General features: G+C 42.7%; 2 protein-coding genes. Both read left to right on the top strand.

The genetic code is table 11. The features are described from left to right. The first annotated feature begins 131 nt into the window (after nt 1-131). On the top strand, nt 132-1,970 hold the full coding sequence (locus C5O22_RS02325; protein ID WP_132779591.1) for a hypothetical protein: 1,839 nt from the start codon (nt 132-134) through the stop codon (nt 1,968-1,970). A 48-nt stretch (nt 1,971-2,018) separates the two neighbouring features. Further along, nucleotides 2,019-2,213 (top strand): hypothetical protein, encoded by a 195-nt coding sequence (locus C5O22_RS02320; RefSeq protein WP_132779590.1) that lies wholly within the window; start codon nt 2,019-2,021, stop codon nt 2,211-2,213. Nucleotides 2,214-2,308: the final 95 nt, after the last annotated feature.

Genomic DNA, 2,308 nt, shown 5'->3' with positions numbered 1-2,308 from the left:
GTTTCTAGGGCTCATTATACTATGCGCTCACGGGGGACTTTGCGCTGAATGTATTAAATTTATCAGACATAACCGGCGGCGGATTAAAAGGAGGGTTATTAGAGTTGCACCTAGGTAAAAAGGGTGCGACAATGAATGTGGGGATGGGAGGTGCGGATATGAGCCTTGGGACGATAGGGCAGAGTCTCGCGGGGCTTGAGGCGTGGAAGGTGAACCTGGAGATACTGACCTCGGGGCAGGAAGAGGGGTGGAAGTATGCGAGTGCGCTGCGGACGCTGTATTCGGTGGGCGGGGTAGCCGAGAAAGCCCTCTATGACGAGGTATTGAGCGGGAAGACCAATATAGAAGTGAATAGAGATGGAGCTTATTCGGCTAAGACCGAGGCGAATGGCGACGGGACGAAGACGATCTATCTAGGGCAGGGAGCATTAGAAAAGGGAAGCCGATTTGGGATGAACATCCTGCTAGCCCATGAAGCGTATCGGAACGGGATAGATGATGGGGAAGTGGGCCAGCGGGAAGAGACGGACCGGGCGGTGCTGGGGCATATCGGTGCGGCCTATGCGTTACGGCAAGCCTACGGGATGGGGGCGATTGGTGAAGCGCTGGGTAAGGAAGTGGCGACGTACCTGGCTGCCCTGAGTACGGGGAATATGGAGGACCTTGCCCGACTTCTTGCGAGTTACGATGCGAGCGGGGATTATTGGCGGCTAAAACTTGTAAACGATAAAATAAAAATTGGGTTTGAGCGAGAGAATTTAACAAACTTTGCAATGGATGAAAGCCTTCTTACCTCCTCTGAATTATCGCCAGAACAAAAAGACTTTCTAGTTGTTTTGAACAGAAAAGATTTTACTGAGTATACTGAAGAAGATAAAAGAAAATTAGAAGAGATATTGGTAAAGTATGTAGATACTGGTTGTGGTAGCGTAAATACTATTATAAGCAATGTTATGGATCTCGGAAATCTTGTAAATAGAATTACGACGGACCCGAAATATTTAACGGGAATAAGCACGAAGGATTTCGCGTCGTTTGGCACGGGTTTGGATTATCTTGTAAAGTATGGTTTATTAGACAAGATAGCGAATCCAGTTCCAAATCTTGAAGGATTACTGGATCTTGGTGATGGAACAGTGCGACCGTTTAAGATATCGGATGCTAATTATATTACAACTTTACCGGGACGGCGATTTGATTATAGGACAGGATTATTTACTTCTACAGGAAACGATGAATGGGCTGTAAATCATTATTATGCGATAGATATTGGAGGATACAGCAATGTGAAGCCAGAGGATATGGGCTATCATATGGCATTTAATGGTAGCGTTAGTTATAGAATCTACAATGAAAATAACCTCGGCTTAGAAATGGCCTCTAGTGATAATGAATGGAGCTATAAGTTCTTGCATAATTCTCCGTACACCCTGTTGGATATTTTGGAAGTTGCAACATATCAAAGTACTGGTGTCACAGTTAAGAATAACCGTTTGACCCTCAATGGTTTGCAAAAAGGCATCAAAGTTGGCAATATCGGACAAACAGGGAATGGTAGTGGGGTGCATCCTCATGGTGAAATAATTTCAGGATCAGATAGGAATTTTATAAATAGATTTCAATTACAAAATCTTCCCATACGAGATGGTGGTTATAGTGGGTATAAGATAAAAGAAGATTTTAGGATGGAAAAAGATTTTGCTGATGTTGTTCGTGCAATGAGGTATATACAAAATAATAATATAACAGATAAAAATGCTTCAATGCTAAGCTTTTTTAGTTATTATGGATACGATGTATCGACAATTACTGGTATTGATACGATAATCAAAATGTATAGAGATGCAAATATTAGTGTCCCGAAATTTATGCTTAACTATCGGTATTCTTTATGTCCATATCGTTCATATGAACGACGGTATATTGAAGAATATGAGAGATGTATGCGAGCTCAAATCTCGATGAGGTAGGTAGCAGTAAACCTCGTAATTAATAGCAGAAATCGATGGAGGTGTGTTATGGATGTGTTTAAGAATCAGCGTAGAATATGCGCGTTGGTTGTGGTATGTTGTATTGCTATATTCGAGCTCTTTGCTCAGGAATTTGAGTTTGTACAAAAAATACCTGATTCAAGTTTCATGCTGAATGATGCAGTTATATTTATTGACAATGAAACAATAGCTGTGTTTAAGGGCGAAACGTTAAGATTTTAGTACCCGCTGCCATGACCCCGTTGGGGCTGATTAATAGGAGCTGGGGGCGAGGGTGTATGGCAGGAGGGTGTCGAGGGCCGCGCTCTGCCATAATA

Source organism: Treponema sp. J25, from assembly GCF_004343725.1.
Taxonomy (GTDB): domain Bacteria; phylum Spirochaetota; class Spirochaetia; order Treponematales; family Breznakiellaceae; genus J25.
This window is presented reverse-complemented; position numbering and strand designations above follow the sequence as displayed.

Coding starts and splice junctions, on each gene's coding strand:
- C5O22_RS02325 (WP_132779591.1), top strand. CDS start 132: ATGAATGTGGGGATGGGAGGTGCGGATATGAGCCTTGGGACGATAGGG.
- C5O22_RS02320 (WP_132779590.1), top strand. CDS start 2,019: ATGGATGTGTTTAAGAATCAGCGTAGAATATGCGCGTTGGTTGTGGTA.